Consider the following 23230-nt stretch of genomic DNA (forward strand, 5'->3'; position numbering starts at 1 on the left):
ACGCGGATGTATTTTGCGGTGATTAGCATTTTTCCTGAGATGTTTGCGGCGATCCGCGACTTTGGCATCACAGGTCGGGCTATGAGTCAGCAGCAGGTCGTGATGGAGTGTTTTAATCCGCGCGACTTTACCAGCGACAACTATCGCCGCGTTGATGAGCGTCCTTTTGGGGGCGGTCCTGGTATGGTAATGATGGCTGAGCCGTTATTAAAAGCCATTACCAAGGCAAAGCAGCAAGCAAAAGAGGTGGGCTGCCGTGAGGGCAAATCACACTGTCCTGTGGTGTATTTATCGCCGCAAGGCTCAACGCTATCAGAGCCGCAAGTGGTTAATTTTTCAGCCCTTGATGGTATGATTTTGCTTTGCGGTCGTTATGAAGGTATTGATGAGCGTTTATTGCAAGCTCATGTTGATATTGAAGTGTCGCTTGGCGATTATGTCTTAAGCGGCGGTGAGCTTGCCGCCATGGTACTGATGGACAGCGTCATTCGGCGTTTGCCAAATGTGATGGGCGATGATCAATCCGCTGAGCAAGACTCATTTGTTGAGGGGCTTCTTGATTGTCCACACTATACCAAGCCGGTTGAATTTTCAGGAATGAAGGTTCCTAAGGTTTTGCTGTCAGGTCATCATGGCAATATTGCAAAATGGCGCTTTTATCAGCAAGTAGCGCGAACAAAAGCTCGTCGACCTGATTTATGGCAACAGTTTTGTCCAACGCCTGATCAAGAATGTTGGCTTAAGCAAATGAAAGATTTTGATGTTAATTAAATCGCTTATGTCGCATAAGCATTTAAACCCCTTTTTATGTCATATTTTTTAATATGATGACTTATTAAAAACAGGTGATACGCGAAAAGCCTCTATCATCTAATGTGAGGAGATTACTCTCATGAGCAACAAGCATCCATTGGTTCAAGTTATCGAAAATGCCCAATTGCGTGAGCACCCAAGCTTCGCTCCTGGTGATACCGTTGTGGTTCAAGTTAAAGTTCGCGAAGGCGACCGTGAGCGTTTACAGGCGTTTGAAGGCGTGGTGATTGCTAAGCGTAACCGCGGTTTAAATTCAGCCTTTACCGTTCGTAAAATTTCAAGCGGCGTTGGGGTTGAGCGTGCATTCCAATTGCACTCACCAATCGTGGATAGCATTGAAGTGAAACGCCGTGGTGCAGTTCGCCGTGCTAAACTTTACTACCTTCGTGAGCGTTCTGGCAAATCAGCGCGTATTCGTGAAAAGCTTGGTGCTCGTCCTGCTCAGCAAAAAGCTGTGGCTGAAACTGCGACTGAAGCTTAATTGCTAGTTTAAAGCTTATTTTTTATTTATAAATAAGTAGGCGTACCAAAAAAGACAAAACCCCAATTTAGCGATTGCTAAATTGGGGTTTTTGTTTGGGTGGTTTGTAAGACTTTAGCGGCTAGTTGCTGGCGTCATCAAGGTTTTTGTCTTGATACACTGAGCTTGATTGATTTTTTGAGTGGCTAAATTTACGCAAGCGGACATAAACGGTTTTTTTAACAGTGGCAACCACTTTTTGCTTGTCATCAACAATCTCAGTTTCATACTCGCGAAAGACCGGATCACCATTTTTCGCAAGCTCTTGGATAATGCCAATCTCAGAGCTTGGCACTTTCATTTTGGCGGTGACGCGGCTGTTTCCTGGCGCTATAAAGTCAATTTGAGCGCTTTTATCCCAAACCACATAACTGCTGCCCAGCTGATTCATTAAAATCAGCATATAAAACGGGTCAACCATGGCATATAAGCTGCCGCCAAACTGAGTCCCAACCGCGTTTTTATTCAGTGCGGTCAAGCTAAGGCTTGATATGCAAAGACCTTGGTCAAGATCGATATGATCGACTTTGATGCCCGCGCCCACATAAGGCGGGTAGGTGTTGATCCGAAGCTTAAATAAGTGCGGGGTGAGCAGCGGCATGATGTTTTTTTTGGCTTTGCGCTTTAAGTTATCAAAATTTTTGGGAAGCAAACTCATAACCTATCCTGATGCCAAATCTGGTTTGGCAAGCTCAATTTAAGAGTATAAAAGGGCTTATCATAATTAAAATTAAATTGCCATGCCAGTCTTAATGCGTAACTAAGAGATTGGGTTACGCAGTTACTATCAATGTTATCTTGATTGTCAGGCGATCACTTTATACCTTAATAAAATAATGAGGCTCAGGATAACCGTGATGACCAACCCTCCCAATCAACCTTTAAACGATCGTGATGGCGTTGCAGCTTGTGAGCTTTGCGGTCGCAGCATGGCGTTGACTCGGCATCACTTGATTCCGCAGTCGCGGCACAACAAATCGCGAACCCGCCGTAAGTTTAGCCGCGATGCCATGAAATCGGACATTGCGATGATTTGTAGACCGTGCCACAGCCAAATTCATCGCGTATTTTCCAATCATGAACTTGCTGATTATTACCACACCATTGAGCGCATCCGCGAGCATAGTGAGATGCAAAAATTTATCGCCTGGGTGAAAAAACGACCAGTGGGACTTAAAATTCGAGTAAAGCATTAAGGCTTTTTAATCAACTTTAAGCATTAAGTGACTGATAATAAGTGACGCCTTTGATGGTCTATTTTATGGTCAATAGTTGCAATGACTTTGAGACAAAGCCTTATGAAGGTAAGCTTGCAATTTGCCGTGAGAAGCCTTATTAATAAGCCTTAAGCAATGATGAGCGCAAGAATTATGGTCGATGATATCTCAGATAATGACACGCAAAAACGGCTGAAGCATTTAATCAAACGGCTGCCCAATTTGCCCGGCGTTTATAAAATGCTCGGTAAAAACGGTGATATTTTATACGTTGGTAAAGCCAAATCGCTAAAAAGCCGCGTCAACAGCTATTTTGCCAAAACCATTGACCACCCAAAAACGCGAGCACTGGTGGCGCGGATTCATGATATCGAAACCATCATCACCCGAAGCGAAACCGAGGCGCTGCTGCTTGAGCAAAATCTGATCAAAGAACACCGACCGCCGTATAACGTGCTGCTTCGGGACGATAAGTCCTACCTTTACGTGTTTATTTCCGCGGATAAGCCGTATCCACGGTTGGCGTTTGGTCGCGGCAAAGGCAATCACCAAAAAGGGCGCTTTTTTGGACCATTCCCATCGGCGCATGCGGCAAAAGAAACGCTGGTTTTGATGCAAAAAATGTTTCAAATGCGCCAGTGCAGCAACACTTTTTTTCGCGCCAGAAAACGACCTTGTCTTGAATATCAAATCAAACGCTGCCGAGCGCCTTGCGTGGGCTTTGTCAGCCCTGAGGAGTACAACGAGGACGTGAATAACACCATTCGCTTTTTAAAGGGCGACTCAAGCGACATTCATAACGCGCTCATTGAAAAAATGGAAGCCGCCGCCGAGGCTTTAGATTTTGAAAAGGCGGTCTTTTATCGTGATCAGCTCTCCATGCTTCGCGAGGTTCAAGCGCGGCAAGCGGTTTATACTGTTCAAGGGGAGGCGGACGTGATTGCCATCACCAGTCAAGCCGGAATCACTTGCGTGAACGTGTTGACCGTTCGCGGTGGTCGCGTTTTAGGGGGTAAAAATTATTTTCCCGATGTGGATAGCAGCTTACCCGTTGCTGAAAACCTATCCGAATTTATTAGCTCGTTTTACTTTCAAGTGACCGATGATTTGCCAAGTGAGATCATTTTAAGTCATGAATTGCCCGACCAAGTGGCAATTAGTGAAGCCTTAGCCGCGCATTTTGACAGTAAAGTAGTGATCAAAACCAACGTTCGCGAGCAGCGCGCGGATTGGCTTGATTTGGCGGTACTCAACGCCAACAACGCCATAAAAACCAAATTGGGCGATTATTTAGAGTTAAATGCGCGCTTTAATGCGCTAAAAGACGTTTTGGCGGACGTGACCGAACGCACCATCGACCGGATTGAATGCTTTGACATTTCGCACACCATGGGCGAGGCGACAATTGGCAGCTGCGTGGTATTTGACCAAGGTGGCGCTCGCAAGCGCGACTATCGACAATATGCCATTCACGGTATCCAAGGCGGCGACGATTATGCCGCAATGAAGCAGGTGCTTGAGCGCCGCTATAAAAAGCAGCCGCTGCCAGATTTGCTGTTGATTGATGGCGGTAAAGGTCAGCTGAATATGGCAAAAGAGGTGCTTGAATCCTTTGGCATTTTAAACGACACCCTGCTAATTGGGGTGGCTAAAGGCGAGGGTCGCAAAGCCGGTCTTGAGGTGCTGCATTTTATCGACCATCCGCCGCTTGATTTGCCGATGGACAGTAAAGCGCTGCATTTGATCATGAACATTCGCGATGAGGCGCACCGCTTTGCCATCACCGCTCACCGCAAAAAACGCGATAAGCGCCGATCCTCATCGGTGCTTGAGGTTATCCCCGGGCTTGGTGAAAAGCGCCGCCGCGACTTGCTCAACCATTTTGGCGGTATTCAGCAATTGCTTGGCGCATCCGAACAAGAATTGTCCGGCGTCAATGGTATCGGTCCTGTGCTTGCCAAAACCATTTATAAAGTGCTTCATGAATAATAAGTTTATGAAGCACTGATTCCCTCAATTTTTTTAAAATTAATTTGACTGGCGCTGATAAGTGACAAATTGAAAACTAAGACCGCTGTTGTCATCTTGCATTTTTTCTGATTTTTGGCTTTGGGTAAAATCATCAGGCAGCTTTGGATAAAACGCATCACCGTCGTCAATTGTGGTTGCCACATGAGTCAGCTCAACACGATCAGTAACGGGCAAGGCTTCGGTAAATAAGCGCTCGCCGCCAATGACCCAAACGGTTAGCAACTCTAGGTTTTTTGCAAAATCTGCGGCTTGATTCAGGGCGTCATCTAAACTATGCGCCACGATAATGTTTTTATAATCGGTTAAGTTATTAGCTTTAGCAAAATCTGTTTGGGTGGTGACAATCACGTTCATGCGTTTGGGCAGCGGCTTTGACCCCATCGATTCAAAGGTTTTACGCCCCATAATGACGATACCTTGAATGTCTTGACTGACTTTTTCACTGTCAGCGGTCATTTTTTTAAAATGTTGCAAATCCGCTTTGATATGCCACGGTAAGTCGTTGTTTTTACCGATGCAATAATTTTCGCTGACTGCGGCAATTTGCGCCACTTCGATATTTTGAAAGCTCATAATTATTTTTCCCAGCTTGCTAAAATTTTACGTTAAACGGCAACGTCCGCTTTGATTGCCGGATGCGACTCATAATCTACGAGCGCAATATCATCAAAGCTAAACGCAAAAATGTCATTAACATCAGGGTTTAATTCAAGCGTTGGCGATGGCAAAATAGCGCGCGACAGCTGCAATTTAACCTGATCAATATGATTTTGATAAATGTGGCAATCGCCGCCCGTCCAAATAAACTCGCCAACGTCCAAATCACAAACTTGCGCCACCATTTGCGTGAGCAGCGCATAGCTTGCAATGTTAAACGGCACGCCCAAAAACAAATCTGCCGAGCGCTGATACAACTGGCAGGACAATCTGCCGTCGGCAACAAAAAATTGAAATAACGTATGGCACGGCGGCAACGCCACCAAATCCGCCTCGCAAGGGTTCCAGCCGGTGACAATCAAGCGGCGTGAGTTGGGATTGGTTTTGATTTGCTCAACGACAGCTTTAATTTGGTCGATGCCATCGGCATTGTAATCGCCACTAGCGTTTTTAGTGGCGCCATAATTGCGCCATTGATGACCGTAAATGGGTCCCAAATCGCCCTCAGAGCGGTTAAATTTTGCCGTTTGTGCTGCCGTTGACCACTCATTCCAAATGCGAACGCCGCGCTCTTGCAAATATTTAACATCGGTATTGCCGCTTAAAAACCAAAGCAGCTCGTGAACGACCGATTTAAAATGCACCTTTTTGGTAGTAATTAAAGGAAAGCCTTTTGCCAAGTCAAATCGCAGTTGCGCCCCAAAATGGCTGAGCGTTCCCGTTCCGGTTCGGTCGCCTTTTTGGTGACCGTGGTCTAATACCTGCTGCAATAGCGCTAAATATGCTGCTTCGTTGGTCGTTATGATCATAAAATTAACTATTTATTTTTCAATTTAAAAGGTTTTAAACAACTTAATAAGCTGCTTGCTTGCCCCAATCATAAATGCCGCGCTTATAAGCGTAAATCAGCATTAAAATGCCAATAATAATCATCGGCGCGGTCAAAATCTGACCTTTGGTCATCCAGCCAAACCAAATAAAGCCTTGGTCGGCGTCCGGTTGCCGGAAAAACTCGATGATAAATCGCGACAAGCCATAGCCCAATAAAAATAGCGCTGATACTGCCATTCTGGGTCGCGGTTTTGATGAAAACCACCAAAGTACCAAAAATAAAATCAGCCCTTCAGCAAAGGCTTCATAAAGCTGCGAGGGATGGCGCGGCAATAAATAGTTGCCGTTGACGTTAAGCATCATGCTTTGCAAGTTAGGATTGGTTTCAAGCAGTTGATAATCAAAGTTTGCCGCTTGTGGGAAATAGGTCAGCCAGTTGTAACCACCGTCCGACACGCGACCCCAAAGCTCGCCATTGATATAGTTGCCGATGCGCCCAAAAAGCAGTCCGGTCGGCACGCAAGGCGCGATAAAATCAAGCACTTGAAACGGCGTTTTTTTGTATTTTCGGGCAAAAAACACCATCGCCAGCATCACGCCAATAAAGCCGCCGTGAAAGGACATTCCACCTTCCCAAACTTTAAGTAAGTACGCCGGATTTTGCAAAAGCTCGCCAAGTTGATAAAACAGCACATAGCCAATTCGACCGCCTAAAATGACCCCAAGCGCGCCATAAAATACCAGATCTGAGACCATCTCACTTGACCAGCCTTCACGGCGAGTACTGCGATACCACGCCAAGCCATAAGCGGCGGCAAAGGCAAGCAAATACATCAGCCCATACCAGTGGACTTCGATTGAACCCAGTTTTAAGGCAACAGGGTCATAATTTGGATGAATCATCATAGTGGAAGTTTCGGCAGTGTAAAATGCTGACTATCATAGCAAAATTTAGGGCAAATAATAAGTGAAGATGATAGCATGACGTGATTACTTACCATTTTGCCAATAACTTAAAAAGGCTGTGTTATGTGTATTGCCGCTATTGCTTGGCAACTGTTTGATGACCTGCCGCTGGTGATATTGTCCAACCGCGACGAGTTTTTTGAGCGACCAACTACGCCGCTGCACGCTTGGTCGGATAAGCCCATTGTTGCCGGTCGCGATGACAAAAGCGGCGGCACTTGGCTTGGCATTCACCAAGACAAAAATGGCGCTCAAAATGGTCGCTTTGCTGCCGTGCTTAATTTTCGCGATGGGGTTCAAGCCAATGAGTTTCAGCGCTCGCGTGGGGATTTGGTCAGCGATTTTTTGCAAAGTGAGTTAAGTCCAATGGCGTTTGCCCGAGCCATTAATTTGACCGATTTTGCAGGGTTTAACTTAATTGTTGGCGATAGCAAGCAAGCGGTCATGGTCAACAATCGCGGTTATCCGCCAACGCCGCTGCATTCGGGGCTTCACGTCATTTCTAACGGTCAAATTGATGAAGGTTGGTTTAAAACCGAGCGCCTTCGCGGTCGAATCCGCCAAGAGTTGCTGCCGGTGATTGCAGAAAGCTTTAGCGATGTAAAAACAAAAGCAAACGCTTGGCAAGATATTGCCTTTAACATTCTAAGTGATGCTACTACTGCACCTTTCAATCAGCTCCCCGATACCGGAATTGATAAAACCATGGAAGAAGCGTTGTCGTCTATTTTTATTCAGCCAACGACATTTAATTTTGAGAATAAAATGCTGAACTATGGCACGCGGTCGCAAAGTATTTTAACGCTAAAACTTATTAATGGTCAGCCAAAAGCGGAGTTAATGAGCAAGGATTGTGATTAAAAATGAGCAATAAAAAATGCTTGATAAAAAGCGCACCTTTTATCAAGCATTTATTGGAATGTTAAATTTAAAGCGATATTACCAAATTTAAGCTTAGCCCATCAATAAATGGTTGTCTTGCTTTGGCAGTATCAGCTCCTTTTTTAAGGGCAGATCAATGGCAAGTTCTTGAAGCGCCCTGCGATAAACCCCGCGTTTAAAATGAATCACTTGACCGAGTGGGTACCAATAACTGACCCATTGCCAGTGATCAAACTCAGGCTTTGCCGCATCAAAGCGGATGTGCTGAGCGTTTGGCTCATCAAGGCGCAGCAAAAACCATTTTTGTTTTTGCCCAATACACAAAGGATATTGCCCGTGGCGAACGTAGCGTTTGGGGAGGCGATAGCGCAGCCAGTCTTGAGTGACCGCCAAAAGCTCCACATGGCGCGGATACAGTCCCACCTCTTCCCAAAGCTCGCGATACATCGCATCCATCGGCGTCTCCCCGTGGTCGATGCCACCTTGCGGAAACTGCCAAGCGTTGTGACCAAGACGTTTTGCCCACAGAACTTGTCCTTGTGTATTTGCCAAGATGATGCCGACATTGGCGCGAAAGCCGTCTGCATCTATCATGATTTAACCTTTTTCAATAGTGATTGAGCTTATTTTGTGCGGGGCGTTATCATAATTATTATTGAGTGCCAATCCCAAACTGACTATGATGAGATAACAATAACGCGATTGCGACAAAATAAGGTTTATTGCCGCTATTAAAGCAAGAATTGGGCAAAATGTGTAACAGTATTTTGCTATAAAATGTTTCACCAAATTTTGCTTTATCATTACCTTTTATATAAGGTCAAATTTCAATCATTAAACGCCAAACATTGGCAATCATAAAAAAGGACAACCGTTATGGCAGAATTAAAAGCGTCAGTCACTTGGCAAGAGGAAAAAGCATTTTTGGGCGTATCGCCATCCGGTCACGACGTTCAAATCGACGCTGACAAACAAAAAGGCGCAAGCCCAATGGAGCTGATTTTACTCGGGCTTGGCGGCTGTGCCAGTTATGATGTGGTGGCAATTTTGCAAAAGTCGCGCCAAGAGGTCACGGATGTGGTTTGTGAAATGACCGCTCAGCGCGCCGAAACAATTCCGGCAGTATTTACTGACATTCACTTGCATTTTGTGGTTACCGGAAAAAGTGTGAAACCGGCGCAAGTGGAAAAAGCCATCAAGCTGTCTGCTGAAAAATACTGCTCAGCCAGCCGAATGCTGTCGCAAGGCGGCGTCAATGTGACCCACGATTTTGAAATTATTGAGGGGTAGGGGGTATGAATTCCCTATTTGGAATCATTCCCGATACTGTTGCCGGCGCGATTTGGGCGATGGTGGCAGCAAGTTTATTGCCTGTAGTCATGGCAATGGTCGCCAAACTGGCAGGCGGCTTTGGCTTGGCGGACAATCAGCAGCCGCGCGAGTTTTTAGCGCGAACCACCGGAATGGCAGCGCGAGCCAATGCCGCGCAACAAAACAGTTTTGAAACCTTGCCAGTATTTTTGGCGGCGGTCGTCACCGCGATGCTGTTTTTTGTGCCGCAAATTATTGTGAATACGCTGGCTTGGCTTTATGTGTTGATTCGCATTGGCTACTGCTTTGCTTACCTGACCAATTTAGCCCTGTTTCGCTCGATTTTATGGGTGCTGTCGCTTATTTGCTCGCTTATGTTGTTTTATTTGGCGATTCGGATTAGTGGTTAAGGCTTGACCATCGTTAACTGTTAATTTGCCTATTAATAGTATCGATAATAACGCCTTTGTCTTTTTCGCGTTTTACCATATCCCAAAGCGGCTTTGCTTGCATGTAGCCGCGAGTGAGCATGCCAAGCCATTGTTTATAACGACCGACAATGACCGTATCATTTTTGGCTTCGCCATTTAAAAAGGTCAATTGATGCGGTAATAACGCTTGCCAAGTCAATAAGCCATTTTGCAAATTTGTTTGATGATCAATTTGCGCGACCAAATCCGGTCGAGTGACCGCGCCGCGACCAAGCATCAAATGCCGCGTTTCGGCTTTTTTGGTGCAATCGATAGCTTGCGCCGCTGACCAAATCTCACCATTAGCAATGATAGGAATATTAAGACTATTAAACGCGGCGATATTTTCCCAATAAGCAGGCGGCTTGTAGCCTTGCGACTTGGTTCGCGCGTGAATGGTCAGCCAATCCGCGCCGCCGTCGTCAATGGCGTCCCGAATGGCAGCCATATTTGAGGTGTCCGAATAGCCCAAGCGGATTTTTGCAGAAACGGGAATTTGCTTGGGAACGGCTTTTCGAACGGCACTGATAATTTGCTTCATGACCATTGGTTCATCAAGTAGCACTGAGCCACCGCGGTGGTTATTCACCGTTTTTGCAGGGCAACCAAAGTTAATATCAATGGCAGGAGCACCAAGCGAGCAGGCAAAGGCGGCGTTTTCTGCCATGAGTACAGGGTCACTTCCTAATAGCTGAACATGAAGCGGCGTTCCAGCATTCGTTTTTGCGCCAAAGTTTAATTCAGGAACGTATTTATAAAACACATGCGCAGGCAAAACAGTTTGGGTCACGCGGATAAATTCGCTCACTGACCAATCATAAGGTCGCCCCAAATCTGCTGCAATTTGGGTCAAAATTTGACGCATTAACGGGTCGGTCAAGCCTTCCATCGGTGCCAGTAGCCGAACGGGAGCGGCAAAGGCGCTCGTGATAAAATCTTGGGTACTCATAACATTCACGCCTGCTTATTTTTTAAAAATTATGCTGATAACGATTTTGCCAAAGCCTAATTGCCATAAATGACTTTTTTGCCCGATTGCAATCCGACAATCAAATCTTGAATATTTTGAAAGTCCAAATTGCTTTGCGCCCGCGTGCAAGCCACATAAAGCAGCCGAAGCTCTTCAGGGGTGATTTTTACGCTATTGGCGGTGGTGTCGTAATAAAAGTCATCATCAAGCTTGACCCGCGACCATTCAAGACCTTTGGCTTTATGCGCCGTTGAAATCACGTAATCGGCGTTTTCAATCCGCGTTAAGCTGTTGACGGCTTGGGCTAGCACATTGGTGCCGTGGTCATCAACCAGTTTTACCAGTGTTTTTAAGTCGCTGCCTTCGCTTGTTTCGGAATATTCTTGAACGTCCGACCAATTGTAAAAATAAGCCAGCTCGGGGACGCCATAAGCCGACTTGCCGTTCTTTAAGTTTTCGGCGGCTTGGCAAAATTTCAGCATTCGGTCGGTATCGGCTTGTAGTGCGACGCGGTGACCAAGCTTTAACCCAATCAACAACTGATTCATCGCCGCGGCATTGGTTCGGCAAAGTATGGCGTCTTTTTTGGCGTTCATCAGCCCTGATTCGGTACTTGAATCACGGTTGGGATTGCCTTTTAACGGAACGTCTTCTTGCAACGCTTTAAGCAAGGTATTAGCAACGTTGGCAATTGGTTCACCAAAGCGAAACGACTGGGTCAATAACGTTTGCGGAAGCGGCAATTTTTTCATGGCGTTTACCGCGCCGCGCCATTCATAAATTTGCTGATGGGCATCGCCGACATAAATCACTTGGCGCGGCTGCTGGGTTAAAATCCCCATCATCAAGGGGTCAGCATCTTGAGCTTCATCAAATAAAATAAAATCGGCAGGGATATTAGGTTTGGACAGCGCCCAAAGCTTCAAATAAATATCATGACCAATTCCTGCCGGATGGCGCGCGTCAATCGATTGCAGCCAGCGTTTTTCAACCGCCGGAAACAACATCTCGCGCAATTGCTCGGCGTCATTTTGATCCACCCATTTTGGCAGCTCAATATGGCGCGGGGCAGGGTAGCTGGCGTGGGTGCTACAAAACTGGCTGACTGAATCACTGACAATTCGTGCAAGCTTGGCAGGAGTTAAGGTGATAAATTTATTGACGCCATCCATATTTCGGCGGATTTGTACCGATTGCAATCGCAAATCATCGCCCAAGCGCTTAGGCGCAAATCTTGGCAGCGCAAGCTTTGCGGTAATATCGCGCGGCACGTGACGATAGGCAAGCGAGTGAAACGTTCGGCACTCCACATGCGGTGGGAATTTTTGCTGAGCTTCACTGGCAATGGCTTTGTTAAATGCCAAATACAGCCCGCGACCGCGAAGCCGCTCGCCGATGAGCTTGAGCGTGGTGGTTTTTCCCGCGCCGGCATACGCTACAATCTTAAATGATTGCCTATCCATCGCCATGTTGAGCGCCGCCAACTGCTCATCAGTCGGGTCGGTCATATACGCGGGCATCGAAGCGGTCATCGAAGCGGTCATCATCAGCTTTCACCTAGCATCTGCCAACGTTGCAATCAAGCAAAAAAGCCACTGACTGATCAATGGCTCATTGGCAATAAAGGGTTAAAAAAGGAAAATTAAAAAAGGAATAGGATAAATAAACACATTGTTTTTTAGGCAAAAATCAGCTTGCCACTGCTTTATCTTTAATCAAAATTTTTGCGAGCAGCAGCCCAAGCTCAAACAACAACCACATCGGAATGGCAAGCATCAGCATGGATACCCCATCAGGCGGCGTGGCAATTGCCGCCACCCCAAAGCAGCCAACGATAATGTAACGCCGCTTGTCCTCAAGGCTTTCAATGGTGACAATGTTTGCCAATATCAAGAGCAGAGTAATCACCGGAATCTCAAAGGTCAGCCCAAACACCATAAACAGTTTCAGCGCAAAGCTTAAATAGCTGTCAATATCGGTCATTGGCAGCACATTTTTAGGGGCAAAGGTAATAAAAAAGCGCAAAACGCCTTTGAGCACCACAAAATAAGCAAACGCCACCCCCGAATAAAACAGCACGATGGAGGACAGCAGCACCGGAATGGCGACCTTTTTTTCTTTTTGATACAGTCCTGGGGCAACAAACGACCAAATTTGCAGCAGCACATACGGCATGGCAATAAACGCCGCCACAAAAATGGTCAAGCGAATCGGCGCCATAAAGTTTGCGGTAATGTCGGTGGCAATCATCGTGGCGCCAACCGGCAACTGCGCGACAAGCGGCGTCGATAACATATCGTAAAGGTCGCGCGAAAATCCCACAAGCGCTAAAAATACCACCAAAATCGCCACGCAAATTTTTATTAAATGCTTTCGCAATTCAATTAAATGCTCGGTAATGGGCATATCGCCATCTAAAATATCTTCTTTGGGCGGCGATTTTTTTGGTTTGGGGCGTTTTATCAGGGTCATACGTTCCCCGATGATGATTGAGTTAATGGCTGAGCGTTCAGCAAAATATCGGCTTGATAATTGGGCAATCGTGGTGGCGGTGGCAGTCGTCGTGCTTTGTCATAATCACCAAGTTTAAACCACATATTTTCCCAAGGTTTGGTGCTAAGCCAGTCGTCTTGTTCATCTGCGTCATCTTTAAGCTTGCTTTGATGGTCGTTAGCTTTGGCAGTTGGTTCTGAATCTTGATGATAGGAATAATTAGGATTTGGCGAGCTTTGAAGGCTATCTTTTTCAAGATGCGACGTTATATTTTGACGTGAAGCGGCTTCCATCTCGTGGATACTACCGCGCATTTTTGCCATCTCAGAGCGCATTTCAGCTTCCGTTTGCCGAATTTTAGCCAGCTCATCTTTGAGCTGTTGCCGCGTTTCTGCCAAATCAAGCTCCGCTTCGATCTCAGATTGCAACGTGCTCACCGTTCGGCGCAATTTGCCATACCATTGCCCAGCAGTTCGCGCCGCTTTTGGCAGCTTTTCAGGTCCCAAAACCACCAACGCCACAATACCAAAAATCAGCAGCTCAGAAAATCCAATATCAAACATAGCTTAGCTTAACCGGCACGAAAAAAGAGTCATGACTTAACGCTTATCGTTAGGCGTTTTAACCACAATATCATCAACTTTGACGCCCGATTTGGGGGTGATAGCTTCGCTGTCATGGTCTAAAATGTGGCGTTTTTGGTGATCGCTTTCTTCTTCGCGGACGGCATCTTTAAAGCCTTTAACTGCGCCGCCCAAATCTTTTCCTGCGTTTTTAAGCTTTGAGGTGCCAAAAATGACCACCACCACGACCAATAAAATAAGCCAATGGGTAATTGAAAAGCCGCCCATATTTTTATCCTTTTAAAACATAGTCGCAGCTTAAAAGCATGGACGACTATCAAAATAGTAGTTGCTTATTATAACGCGCCTTTAGGTAAAAAAGTAATGTCAATCAAAATGTTAACTGTTTTAAGCGATGCGACTGGCTTTTTCTTCAAGCCCCGATAAACCAAAGCGGCGACCGAGCTCATTAACGACGTCATCAGAGGCGATATCAAACCAAGCTAAGCCTACAAGGGAGTGAAACCAAACGTCTGCCACTTCATAAATTAGATCGTGACGAGCGTTATTAAAGACGTTTTTATCCGTATTAACATCAACATCCGCCTTTTGGTCACTGGCGTTGTTTTGATATTGTGCCAAATCCTTAGCCGCAATAATCGCCTCAACCGTTTCTTCGCCGACTTTTTCCAAAATTTTATTAAGACCGCGAGCATATAAGCTTGCCACATAAGAGCTGTCAGCATCGGCGTGTTTACGCTCGCGAAGTACCGCATCCAACTGCTGTAAAATACTGGCTTGACTGGTGATAGATTTTTTTGGCGCCGTTGATATTGCAGGATCTTGATTATCTTGAGCGTGATAAATCTCTTCAGGGTCTTTTAAAACTGGATCTACCGTTTGCCAAGTGGGCGTCTCACCGCTTAAATCTAAGCGCTGATAAAAGCACGATTCGCGCCCCGTATGGCAAGCAATACCGCCAATTTGGGTCACTTTTAGTACGATCACGTCCGCATCGCAATCAAGGCGGATTTCGTGGACAATTTGAGTATGACCTGAGGTTTCACCTTTATGCCAAAGTTTTTGCCGCGATCGCGAAAAATAAACTGCCGTTTTGGTCTTTGCGGTTAATTGCAGCGCCTCGCGGTTCATCCAAGCGACCATCAAAACGCGATTAGAATCATAATCTTGGGCGATTGCCGGAATCAGACCGTCTTTATTAAAGCTTACACTATCAAGCCAAGAGTTGCTCATGGGGATCATCTTTTATTTTTTAGTTAAAAATAGCTCAGTTATCAACCGGTTAATTCACCATTTTGGCTATAACTCAAACGGCTGCGGGTTAAGTGCCTCAGCAACGCTTGTGCTCAGCGCAATCGGTTTATTTAAGCGATAATCATAATTGACAAATCGCTGTCGGGCAGTCGCAACCAAAGACGCATCGTTCATTCGCGTGACTTTAATGGCAAAGGTTCCGCCATCGTCTGTTAGTGCCTCAACGCCCACCTCAAATAACAGCTCTTCACGCGCCCGAACGCGGCTGGTTAAGGTAAGGTGTAACTGATCGACCATCAGCCCTTGAAAATCGGTATTGATTTCTTTGATGCCTTTTGAGAACAAAAACCGTGCCCGAGCTTCAGCAAGCTGCGCAGTGAGCGCCTCAAAAGTCAAATATTGACTGGCATCAATCTCCGTATTGCGAACGCGCATGACCGTTTCAAAGACAAACACCCCATCATCAAAATCGAACGTTTGATCTGCCAATGTCCCCTCCTTTATGGTTGAACCATTGCTTGTATCTCAATAAAACCACGCTTTTTATTATGGCAATTATTATTTTATCTTGGAATGACTTGGCGGTTGTCATGTTTACTGCCGATTATTGTCTTAGCAGCCGTTATCTGCCACTTAAGCACAGCTGTTGCAAATTTTCAATCTTTTTAAAAAAGTACAAGTTAATCAGGATGACGATTGATATTAGCGCTTACTAAAAGTCGTAGTTATCAATTATAGCTCAACTTACGCGCCTTTTTGACAAAATTCCATAAAAACCCTTAAAGTTGAGCGCCAAAAAACTAAGCTTGGCAAATTAAGACCAGTTCTGTTAAAATAGCGCCTCCCACCTCAAGGCAAAAAAACGGTTTGCTGTTTTTATTGACCAACCAGGTTCTTAACGAAGACAAAGAGGCAATCATTCATGAAAGTGAAGATGAAAACCAAACGCGGCGCCGCCAAGCGTTTTAAAAAAACGGCAAACGGATTTAAGCGTAAGCAAGCGTTTAAAAGCCACATTTTGACCAAAAAATCAGCAAAACGTATCCGTCAATTGCGCGGATTGGTAATGGTAAACAAATCTGACGAAGCTGCGGTTCGTCGTATGTGCCCTTACATCTAATTAATTTTAATTAATTACGATATTATTGCTAATCGACCAAATTGGGTTTTAACCTTGGTCAACCTCATTTTTTGGAGTAATTTATGGCCCGTGTAAAACGTGGTGTTCAGGCAAATCGCCGTCACAAAAAAATTCTTAAGCGCGCTAAAGGCTACTACGGCGCTCGCTCACGCGTCTTCCGCGTTGCCGTTCAAGCGGTAACTAAAGCTGGTCAATACGCGTACCGTGACCGTCGCAACAAAAAGCGTACTTTCCGTCGTCTTTGGATTGCACGTATCAATGCTGGCGCTCGCATCAATGGCATGAGCTACAGCCGCTTTATCAACGGTTTGAAAAAAGCCAATATCGCTATTGACCGCCGTGTATTGGCAGACATCGCCATGCATGATGCTAAAGCATTTGAAGCGTTGGTTGAAAAATCAAAAGCCCAATTGGCGGCTTAAGCGCTTGCGTGTTGATTATTTAATAAGTGATCAATAAAGGGTAGATCATCAAGTTGTGATGCTAAAACCCTAAATAAAAAAGGCTGCCGAAACTTGGCAGCTTTTTTTATGCGTCCAATTTATGACAGTATTGCTCATAAATTTGGTGGTGATGTCCTTGAATCGTTTGCAAAATTTATTCAAATCTTTACAATAAACACTCTGATTAATTTCTAAATGGCTGCCTTATGACCACCTCTGCTGCTCCAACCGATTTGCAAGCTGCCTTACTGCTTGGTGATACTTTAAGCGAGATTCAATCCGCGCAATTACAAGCGTTTACCAAAGCGGCTGAAGCTTTGATCAATGATTCTAAAAATGCAGCCGACTTGCAAGCGCTGCGGGTTCAATTCACCGGCAAAAAAAGTCTGCTTACAGGCTGGTCAAAGCAGCTTGGTAGTCTTGACGCAGAGGATAAAAAACGCTTTGGCGGCATGCTTCATGACGTTCGCAGTAGCATTCAAGCGGCATTGACCCATCAGCAGCAGCAGCTTGAAACTCAAGCCTTAAATGCCAAATTAAATGCTGAGCGCGTGGACATCACTCAGCCTGCTCGCGGCGCCACCAAAGGTCATTTGCATCCGGTCACCATGACCGCTCAGCGCATGCAGCAGTATTTTATCCAAGCAGGATTTAATGTGGCGACAGGCCCTGAGGTTGAAAGCGATTATTACAACTTTGAGGCGCTGAATATCCCTGAGTCGCATCCGGCGCGTGCGATGCACGATACGTTTTATTTTGACGCGCATTATTTATTGCGAACGCACACCAGCCCCGTTCAAATTCGAACCATGGAGCAAAGCGCGCCACCCATTCGTATCATTTGCCCCGGCCGCGTTTATCGCTGCGACTCCGACCAAACTCACTCGCCGATGTTTCATCAACTAGAGGGCTTGATGGTGAGTGAAACCAGCACTTTTTCTGAGCTTAAAGGCTTGATCAGCGAATTTTTAGAGGCGTTTTTTGGAAAAGCATTGACCGTTCGGTTTCGACCTTCATTTTTCCCCTTTACCGAGCCGTCCGCCGAAGTGGATATTTTAGATGATAAAGGTCGCTGGCTTGAGGTGATGGGCTGCGGCATGGTGCATCCGCAAGTGCTCAAAAACTGCGGCATTGATCCTGAAAAATATACCGGATTTGCTTTTGGCATGGGCATTGAGCGCTTTGCCATGCTGTATTACGGCATTGATGATTTGCGTTTGTTTTTCCAAAATGACACTCGCTTTTTAAAGCAATTTGGCTAATAGGCTCAGCTAAGCCCAATCAAAAGCAAATTTGATTTGCTTACCAATGATGAAAATCGATGGATTAGAGACAATTATGAAAATCAGTGAACAATGGCTTCGCCAATGGGTCAATCCAAATAATAACAGTGAGCAATTAGCCGATCAGTTGACCATGGCAGGGCTTGAAATTGATGACCGCTATCCGGTGGCGCGCGTGTTTAGTGGCGTGGTGGTCGGCGAGGTGGTCGAAGTTACGCCGCATCCAGACGCCGATAAGCTTCGGGTCACCCAAGTAAATGTCGGCGGCGATGAGCTGCTACAAATCGTTTGCGGCGCGCCCAATGTTGAAGTTGGCATGAAAGCTCCGGTGGCAACGGTTGGGGCGGTGCTTCCAAGTGATGATGGCAAAGGCTTTACCATTAAAAAAAGTAAGCTTCGCGGCGTGGCATCCAATGGCATGCTTTGCGGGGCGTCTGAGATTGACCTGACCGACAGCATTGATGGTCTGCTTGAACTGCCAGATGATGCGCCCATTGGCGCGGATATCCGCGAGTATTTAGGACTTGATAACGAAATTTTTGACATTTCAATCACTCCAAATCGTGGGGATTGCTTTAGCGTCCGCGGTATTGCGCGTGAGATTGCAGTGATTAATCAGTTGTCAGTAACGCCGCCCATTATTGATAATTCGGATTTAGCGATTGATGATCATTTAAGCACGCCTTTAGTGAATGTCAACGCTGCTGCCGCTTGCCCGCGTTATTTGCTACAAGCTTTTAGCAAGATTGATCGCAGTATCGATAGTCCTAAATGGATGGTCGATGCGCTCGTGCAATCAGGACTGCGAAGCCATAACTTTTTAGTGGATGTGACCAATTATATTTTACTTGAATTGGGTCAGCCGCTGCATGCGTTTGATGCCGATGAGATCATTGGCAATATCGAAGTTCGCGTAGCCAAAGCAGGCGAGACGGTCACCTTATTAAATGATCAAGACATCACTTTAGTGGGTGATGAGTTGGTCATTGCCGATGATCAAGGCGTTTTGGCGCTGGCAGGAATCATGGGTGCCAAACGCGGTAGCATCAGCGATACTACCTACAATATCGTCCTTGAAAGCGCGTTTTTTAGTCCAATGGCAATTGCCGGTCGCGCGCGCCGATTTGGGCTGCATACCGATGCGTCCCAGCGCTTTGAGCGTGGCGTTGATTTTGAGCTACCAAAACTTGCCTTAGCTCGCGCTTGTGAGCTTATTACGACCATCTCTGGCGCAACCGCCGGTCAAATCAGCGCTACTGAAAGCTTAAACCAATTGCCAACGCGTCATCCGATCACTTTACCGCTGGCAAAAGTTGCGGATGTGTTAGGTATTGAAATTGCTCGCGATGAGATTATTGATATCTTAACTCGGCTTGAGTTTGACGTCACCGCTCATGATGATGACTTGATTTGTGTTCCGCCCTCATTTCGCTTTGATATGAGCATCAAAGAGGACTTGATTGAAGAGATTGCGCGTATTTTTGGTTATAACCATATCCCAAGCACCTTGCCAAAGCTGCAAGTGAGCATGGATTATGACGACAGCGCCGATTTGACGCATGATATGAAGCTGTCTTTAGTGGATATTGGCTACATGGAAGCCATCAGCTTTAGCTTTAGCGATGCTAAAATCGAAGCGCTGCTTAATGATGACGATTTAGGTGAAGTTCTGGCGCTTGCTAACCCCATTTCAAGCGATTTGGCAGTGATGCGCCGAACGCTTTTATCAAGCCTCTTGCCTTGCGTTCAATATAACTTGAACCGTCAGCAATCAAGACTGCGCTTTTTTGAAACCGGATTAAGCTTTGTTGGCAAAAGTGTTAGCGATTTGGTGCAAACGCCAAGCATTGCGCTGGTTGCCGTGGGCGATGTCTTTGATGAGCAAGCGTATCAAAACCGTTCGATGGACTTTTTTGATTTAAAACATGACGTTGAGCAGTTACTTTCTGCCACGATTGCGCCAAGCCGAATCCGCTATGAGCGCAGCTTACTTGCATTTTTACATCCCGGTCAAAGCGCCAAGCTTTATATTGATGAGATATTTATCGGCTGGCTTGGTCAATTGCATCCAAGCGTAGCAAAAGCTCTTGATCTGCCAACCACTTGGGTGGCTCAGTTAAACTTACTGCCGCTACAAAACTTGCACCGCGAAAAACAGCCCATTACCAGCCCAAGTAAATTCCCGCAAGTTCGCCGCGATATTGCTATTTTGGTAGATGAGAGCATAAGCGTTGAAGAGATTAGCTCGACCATTCGCCGTGCTGCCGGAGCGCCACTGGTTGATCTGTGGTTATTTGACGTTTATCAAGGCAGCAATGTTCCAGAAAATCAGCGCTCGTTGGCGTTTGCTTTAATTTTGCAAGATCCATTACAAACACTGGCTGAAGATACTGTTAAAGCGATCACTGACAAAGTGGTGGCGGCGTTAACGACACAATTTAATGCCAAACTTCGCGACAGCTGATGGCTCGAAAAAAGCGCTTTTAGTAAAGCGCTCAATCATTACCATTTTTATTGAAATAAATAATAGGGCAAAAAAAAGCAGCTTATCCAAACGCTGAGAATTGAGATAAGCTGCTAACTTATTATTAATAAAGGGTTTTATGGTCAAAAGGCTTAATTATTTTGACAAAACCCTTTATAATAGCAACCTTTAGTCGTTTCCTGCCAATATATTACCTAATGACCTAGCATAGGAGCGGTACTGTGAGTACGTTGACCAAATCTGACATGATTGAGCATTTGATGCAGCAATTAAACTTAACCCGGCAAGAAGGGCGCTGCTTGGTTGAAAACTTTTTTGAAGAATTGTCAGACAGCTTAATTGAGGGCAAAGAAGTTAAGCTCTCAGGGTTTGGTAACTTTGAGTTAAAAGATAAAAACAGCCGTCCAGGGCGAAATCCAAAAACTGGTGAGCCGGTGAATGTTTCTGCGCGCCGCGTGGTCACTTTTAAAACCGGTCAAAAATTTCGCCAAAAAATTGACGCGCAACTTTTTGATTGATCATTTTGCTGAATCCTCACTCTATTTTGAGGATTCAGCAAAACGTTTATTGATAAAAACTTTGAGATTGAAGCTCTAGCAGTTATTTAACCATGAAGTCTTTGACTCAAGTTTTAATGATTAAATCGATAGGCAAAAAAAAAGAGAGCGATTGCTCTCTTTTTTATTTTATTATTGATTTCTCAATAATATTACTGAGCTGGCTCTTCAACCACTACAGTGTCAGCAGCTGCTGCTGGATCAGTTTCAGTAGTTACTGTAGTTTCAGTAGTAGTTGCGGCACCGTCAGCTGGAACTTCAGCAGTAGTGGTAGTAGTACCAGTTGCTTCAGCGGCAGTTTCAGCGTTAGCTACTGCAGTTTCAGCGTTAGCTACTGCAGTTTCAGCTTCAGCGGTCGCGGCTTCTGCTTCAGCAGTAGGTTGACCGTTAGCGTTTGCATCAGTTAGCTCTTCTTGAGCGTCTTGAACGTTTTCTTGTGCGTCAGCTAAATCTTCAGCAGCATTTTCTTTTTTGCTATCGCAAGCAGTTAGGCCCATAGAGGCAGTCATAATAGCGGCTAAAGCAATTAACTTAAGTTTCATGTGGGATTCTCCGGGAATTGAATTGAGCAGTAGCTGCACAAAAAAGAGCTGAGTTTCCAAAATGTTAGGATACTCAACTACTCTTAGTTACAGCTACTCAGCTTTCACGCATTCTATATGGTTTTTTAGAAAAAGAAAATACTTTTTACAATTAAGTAACAATAAAGCAGTAAATAATTTGTCAAAACTTTATTTTAATACCAAATCTTATACAGCCAAGCTTGCTAAAGGCTTTATAATTTAGCCATATTAGGGAATGAGCATGAAAAAAGGATTTTTCTTTGGTGGATGCTCAAAATAATAGCAAGAACGATAATAAAAAAGAAGTAAATTCATAAATATTTTTGATCGAGGGCGACTTTGTTGAAAAAAATCATTGAGCCTTAATGACAAGGATTAAAACAAGGTGACCAAGACCAGCAAGAGGGCATTGTCGCTTGATGCAAAAATACTAAGGAGAGAGATATGAAATGGCAAGGTCGAGAGGGCAGCTCAAATGTGCGCTCGAGCACAGGTGGCGGCAGAATGATCGGCGGCGGGATCGGCGGGATCATTATTGCAGGGATTTTATGGCTGGTCTTTGGGGTCAATCCCATCACCGCACTGCAAACAGGCGAGAGCATTGCCGGTGGTGGTAAGGCGTCGACTACAGAGCCTACCGGAGATGATACGCGCGATGAGCGCTTTGTCAAAGTGGTGTTGCGAGATACCGAATTGGTTTGGGGTCAAGTGTTTCGCGATGCAGGTCAAACTTATAAAGAGCCTTCATTAATTTTATTTAATAGTCAAATCAATTCAGCTTGTGGAACGGCAACTTCTGCCACGGGACCTTTTTATTGCCCAAGTGATCAAACGGTGTATTTAGACACCTCATTTTTCGTAGAAATGCGCCAAAATTTAGGGATTGTTGGCGATCAACAAGGCTCAGGAGATAGTGAAAACCAAGGTCGGGCAGGCGACTTTGCTGAAGCTTATGTGATCGCTCATGAAGTTGGTCATCATGTGCAAACCTTACTTGGCATCACTCAGCAAGTCAATGAAGCCACAAGACAAGTCAGTCGCGCCGAAGCCAATCGATTGTCCGTTTATCAAGAGCTTCAGGCAGATTGTTTTGCAGGGGTTTGGGCAAATAAAAATGAGCAGCGCATTGGCTTTTTAGAGTCAGGGGACATTGAAGAGGCAATCAATGCCGCAAGTCAAATCGGTGATGATCGATTGGCTGAAGCAAGCGGTCGCGCGGTAGTTCCAGATAACTTTACTCATGGTACCAGTCAGCAGCGCATTGAGTGGTTCAGCCGTGGTTTAAAATCTGGAAATATTGAGTCTTGCGATACCTTTGGCGGCGTTTAATCGTAACTTTAAGCCACAAAAAAGCCTGATAAGACATCAGGCTTTTTAGTTTTAATATTTTTATTTTTAACAACTACTAAAAATTAGTTGTGGTCGATAATGTAACCACCAGCGCCACCAATTGCAGCGCCAGCCAAGGCACCGCGAGCGATATCTTTGCTATCGCCTTTGCTTTTGATCAACGCGCCCGCTGCTGCTCCTGCTGCGGCACCTTTTGCAGTGTTGCTAAGACCACTGTTGTAGCCATAGCCGCCAGTTGAGTTACAGCCCGTCATCACTAAAACTGAGCTGGTAATTGCTGTTAGTGCCAATGATTTTGCAAATTTCATATCATCACCTGTCCATTTATGATCGTTAATATCTTGAAGAGTCTTTATGAGTAAAGATAATCGACAACGCTAAAATAATAACTTGTCCTAAAAACGTAAGC

The 23230-nt window shown here is 45.4% G+C and carries 27 protein-coding genes; 13 read left to right on the forward strand and 14 right to left on the reverse strand.

Annotated elements, in window-relative coordinates; translation table 11 throughout:
* Nucleotides 1–6: 6 nt before the first annotated feature.
* Entirely contained in the window at nt 7–771 is a 765-nt protein-coding gene (gene trmD / locus HF322_RS09855) for a tRNA (guanosine(37)-N1)-methyltransferase TrmD (RefSeq protein ID WP_169393274.1), read from the forward strand.
* A 121-nt stretch (nt 772–892) separates the two neighbouring features.
* On the forward strand, nt 893–1294 hold the full coding sequence (rplS, locus tag HF322_RS09860; RefSeq protein ID WP_169393275.1) for a 50S ribosomal protein L19: 402 nt from the start codon (nt 893–895) through the stop codon (nt 1292–1294).
* Between the two features lie 121 nt (nt 1295–1415).
* Here rplS and HF322_RS09865 read toward each other — a convergent pair whose 3' ends face one another.
* Nucleotides 1416–1991: a DUF4442 domain-containing protein gene (locus tag HF322_RS09865; protein WP_169393276.1), complete on the reverse strand. Its 576-nt coding sequence runs from the start codon at nt 1989–1991 to the stop codon at nt 1416–1418.
* Between the two features lie 199 nt (nt 1992–2190).
* On the opposite strand from HF322_RS09865, the gene HF322_RS09870 reads away from it, so the two are divergent.
* A complete protein-coding gene (locus tag HF322_RS09870) occupies nt 2191–2529 on the forward strand; it encodes an HNH endonuclease (RefSeq protein WP_169393277.1) in 339 nt (112 codons plus the stop codon).
* Nucleotides 2530–2703: 174 nt separating this feature from the next.
* Nucleotides 2704–4539, forward strand: coding sequence for an excinuclease ABC subunit UvrC (gene uvrC, locus HF322_RS09875; protein ID WP_169393334.1), 1836 nt, complete (start codon nt 2704–2706; stop codon nt 4537–4539).
* A 39-nt stretch (nt 4540–4578) separates the two neighbouring features.
* Here the strand turns inward: uvrC and HF322_RS09880 are convergent, their stop codons facing one another.
* From HF322_RS09880 to lgt, 3 genes are read right to left on the reverse strand one after another with little or no spacing between them, the layout of a single operon-like run.
* Entirely contained in the window at nt 4579–5154 is a 576-nt protein-coding gene (locus tag HF322_RS09880) for a dihydrofolate reductase (protein WP_169393278.1), read from the reverse strand.
* 32 nt (nt 5155–5186) lie between these two features.
* Nucleotides 5187–6047 carry a thymidylate synthase gene (locus tag HF322_RS09885; protein ID WP_169393279.1) on the reverse strand — a complete coding sequence of 287 codons (861 nt, stop codon included), beginning with the start codon at nt 6045–6047 and terminating at the stop codon, nt 5187–5189.
* Nucleotides 6048–6090: 43 nt separating this feature from the next.
* Nucleotides 6091–6975: a prolipoprotein diacylglyceryl transferase gene (gene lgt / locus HF322_RS09890; protein WP_169393280.1), complete on the reverse strand. Its 885-nt coding sequence runs from the start codon at nt 6973–6975 to the stop codon at nt 6091–6093.
* A gap of 123 nt (nt 6976–7098) precedes the next feature.
* Here lgt and HF322_RS09895 point away from each other — a divergent pair, with 123 nt between their 5' ends.
* Nucleotides 7099–7896, forward strand: a complete 798-nt coding sequence (locus HF322_RS09895; RefSeq protein ID WP_169393281.1) for an NRDE family protein — start codon at nt 7099–7101, stop codon at nt 7894–7896.
* Nucleotides 7897–7989: 93 nt separating this feature from the next.
* On the opposite strand, the gene HF322_RS09900 is transcribed toward HF322_RS09895, so the two are convergent.
* Complete coding sequence (locus tag HF322_RS09900; RefSeq protein ID WP_169393282.1) at nt 7990–8511, reverse strand: RNA pyrophosphohydrolase; 522 nt, start codon at nt 8509–8511, stop codon at nt 7990–7992.
* A gap of 282 nt (nt 8512–8793) precedes the next feature.
* On the opposite strand from HF322_RS09900, the gene HF322_RS09905 reads away from it, so the two are divergent.
* Nucleotides 8794–9207 (forward strand): OsmC family protein, encoded by a 414-nt coding sequence (locus tag HF322_RS09905; protein ID WP_169393283.1) that lies wholly within the window; start codon nt 8794–8796, stop codon nt 9205–9207.
* A 5-nt stretch (nt 9208–9212) separates the two neighbouring features.
* Nucleotides 9213–9638 carry an MAPEG family protein gene (locus tag HF322_RS09910; RefSeq protein ID WP_169393284.1) on the forward strand — a complete coding sequence of 142 codons (426 nt, stop codon included), beginning with the start codon at nt 9213–9215 and terminating at the stop codon, nt 9636–9638.
* Between the two features lie 13 nt (nt 9639–9651).
* Here HF322_RS09910 and HF322_RS09915 read toward each other — a convergent pair whose 3' ends face one another.
* From HF322_RS09915 to HF322_RS09945, 7 genes are all read right to left on the reverse strand, one after another.
* Nucleotides 9652–10647 (reverse strand): tRNA-dihydrouridine synthase, encoded by a 996-nt coding sequence (locus HF322_RS09915; RefSeq protein WP_188211255.1) that lies wholly within the window; start codon nt 10645–10647, stop codon nt 9652–9654.
* 56 nt (nt 10648–10703) lie between these two features.
* The gene (locus HF322_RS09920) at nt 10704–12200 is read right to left on the reverse strand and encodes a UvrD-helicase domain-containing protein (RefSeq protein WP_169393336.1); all 1497 of its coding nucleotides are present in this window, start codon (nt 12198–12200) and stop codon (nt 10704–10706) included.
* A 157-nt stretch (nt 12201–12357) separates the two neighbouring features.
* A complete protein-coding gene (gene tatC / locus HF322_RS09925; protein WP_169393285.1) occupies nt 12358–13140 on the reverse strand; it encodes a twin-arginine translocase subunit TatC in 783 nt (260 codons plus the stop codon).
* Complete coding sequence (gene tatB, locus HF322_RS09930; RefSeq protein ID WP_169393286.1) at nt 13137–13724, reverse strand: Sec-independent protein translocase protein TatB; 588 nt, start codon at nt 13722–13724, stop codon at nt 13137–13139. The genes tatC and tatB overlap by 4 nt, the downstream gene beginning before the upstream one ends.
* A 36-nt stretch (nt 13725–13760) precedes the next feature.
* Nucleotides 13761–14012, reverse strand: a complete 252-nt coding sequence (tatA, locus tag HF322_RS09935; RefSeq protein ID WP_169393287.1) for a Sec-independent protein translocase subunit TatA — start codon at nt 14010–14012, stop codon at nt 13761–13763.
* 120 nt (nt 14013–14132) lie between these two features.
* Complete coding sequence (gene hisIE / locus HF322_RS09940; RefSeq protein WP_169393288.1) at nt 14133–14978, reverse strand: bifunctional phosphoribosyl-AMP cyclohydrolase/phosphoribosyl-ATP diphosphatase HisIE; 846 nt, start codon at nt 14976–14978, stop codon at nt 14133–14135.
* A 66-nt stretch (nt 14979–15044) separates the two neighbouring features.
* Nucleotides 15045–15488 carry a thioesterase family protein gene (locus tag HF322_RS09945; RefSeq protein WP_169393289.1) on the reverse strand — a complete coding sequence of 148 codons (444 nt, stop codon included), beginning with the start codon at nt 15486–15488 and terminating at the stop codon, nt 15045–15047.
* Nucleotides 15489–15921: 433 nt separating this feature from the next.
* Here HF322_RS09945 and rpmI point away from each other — a divergent pair, with 433 nt between their 5' ends.
* The 5 genes from rpmI to HF322_RS09970 all read left to right on the forward strand — a co-directional run bounded on the left by rpmI (nt 15922) and on the right by HF322_RS09970 (nt 20869).
* Nucleotides 15922–16119 (forward strand): 50S ribosomal protein L35, encoded by a 198-nt coding sequence (rpmI, locus tag HF322_RS09950; protein WP_169393290.1) that lies wholly within the window; start codon nt 15922–15924, stop codon nt 16117–16119.
* Between the two features lie 83 nt (nt 16120–16202).
* The gene (rplT, locus tag HF322_RS09955) at nt 16203–16562 is read left to right on the forward strand and encodes a 50S ribosomal protein L20 (protein WP_169393291.1); all 360 of its coding nucleotides are present in this window, start codon (nt 16203–16205) and stop codon (nt 16560–16562) included.
* Between the two features lie 227 nt (nt 16563–16789).
* Nucleotides 16790–17845 (forward strand): phenylalanine--tRNA ligase subunit alpha, encoded by a 1056-nt coding sequence (gene pheS, locus HF322_RS09960; protein WP_169393292.1) that lies wholly within the window; start codon nt 16790–16792, stop codon nt 17843–17845.
* 76 nt (nt 17846–17921) lie between these two features.
* On the forward strand, nt 17922–20330 hold the full coding sequence (pheT, locus tag HF322_RS09965) for a phenylalanine--tRNA ligase subunit beta (RefSeq protein ID WP_169393293.1): 2409 nt from the start codon (nt 17922–17924) through the stop codon (nt 20328–20330).
* Between the two features lie 242 nt (nt 20331–20572).
* Entirely contained in the window at nt 20573–20869 is a 297-nt protein-coding gene (locus tag HF322_RS09970) for an integration host factor subunit alpha (protein WP_169393294.1), read from the forward strand.
* Between the two features lie 191 nt (nt 20870–21060).
* Here HF322_RS09970 and HF322_RS09975 read toward each other — a convergent pair whose 3' ends face one another.
* Nucleotides 21061–21450 carry a hypothetical protein gene (locus HF322_RS09975; RefSeq protein WP_169393295.1) on the reverse strand — a complete coding sequence of 130 codons (390 nt, stop codon included), beginning with the start codon at nt 21448–21450 and terminating at the stop codon, nt 21061–21063.
* Between the two features lie 465 nt (nt 21451–21915).
* Between HF322_RS09975 and HF322_RS09980 the strand changes: the two genes are divergently transcribed.
* Complete coding sequence (locus tag HF322_RS09980; RefSeq protein WP_169393296.1) at nt 21916–22800, forward strand: neutral zinc metallopeptidase; 885 nt, start codon at nt 21916–21918, stop codon at nt 22798–22800.
* An 83-nt stretch (nt 22801–22883) separates the two neighbouring features.
* Here HF322_RS09980 and HF322_RS09985 read toward each other — a convergent pair whose 3' ends face one another.
* Nucleotides 22884–23129 carry a glycine zipper 2TM domain-containing protein gene (locus HF322_RS09985; protein ID WP_169393297.1) on the reverse strand — a complete coding sequence of 82 codons (246 nt, stop codon included), beginning with the start codon at nt 23127–23129 and terminating at the stop codon, nt 22884–22886.
* Between the last annotated feature and the right edge of the window lie 101 nt (nt 23130–23230).

It is taken from the genome of Psychrobacter sp. MF31 (assembly GCF_012847335.1).
Classification (GTDB): domain Bacteria; phylum Pseudomonadota; class Gammaproteobacteria; order Pseudomonadales; family Moraxellaceae; genus Psychrobacter.